This is a genomic window from Arsenophonus sp. ENCA (assembly GCF_002287155.1).
Taxonomy (GTDB): Bacteria; Pseudomonadota; Gammaproteobacteria; order Enterobacterales; family Enterobacteriaceae; genus Arsenophonus; species Arsenophonus nilaparvatae.
This window is the reverse complement of record NZ_NHNG01000070.1, coordinates 1-609: the sequence shown is the minus strand read 5'-3', so window position 1 is coordinate 609 and position 609 is coordinate 1. Positions and strand designations below refer to the sequence as shown.

Genomic DNA, 609 nt, shown 5'->3' with positions numbered 1-609 from the left:
TATTTTGAGATAACAGGGGTTTCAAAAGAAGGCGTTGTTAGCCTGATAAATCGGGAAAATAATCAGGAGAAATACCTGTCACCGCTTGAAGTGAATCCTGCCGTCGTCGCACTCTTTGAAGACAAAAAGCGTGTTGCTTAATAGTGAAATAAGGGTGTTTCGGTGATTGAAGTAAATTTTACGCTGTTCTGAGATGGAAATTCCAAAGACCTGCGCTAAGGAGTAAGAAGGTATCATCAATAAAGGGTCTACGATTCCGTAAAATTTGGGTCATGCAACCGAGGCGCTTGATACCCGCGATGGCGTGTTCAACTGTAATACGGATGCCCGAGATTATTTTATTTTCTTGTTTTTGTTCAGGCGATAAAGGTCTTTTTCGAGTTCCTTTTTTTGGGATTTGTGTATTAGGATGCTGTTTATCTATACCTTGAAAACCGGTATCTGCCCAGATGGTTACCTCAGGAGGAATATGGCGAATTATATGTATTAGTCTTAACTTAATCTGACAATTCTGATTTAAAAAAGAAAGTTACCGGTTTTAATTAACATCATTAGATAATTAAATAAAAGGTAATTTTATGTATCAAACAAATAATCCTATCATCAAAC

1 protein-coding gene is annotated in these 609 nt (G+C 36.9%); it reads right to left on the bottom strand.

Going from position 1 to position 609, the window contains the following annotated elements; all coding sequences use genetic code 11:
- Positions 1 to 178: 178 nt before the first annotated feature.
- The gene (locus CBG25_RS02205) at positions 179 to 478 is read right to left on the bottom strand and encodes a transposase family protein (protein WP_290604220.1); all 300 of its coding nucleotides are present in this window, start codon (positions 476 to 478) and stop codon (positions 179 to 181) included.
- Positions 479 to 609 lie beyond the last annotated feature (131 nt).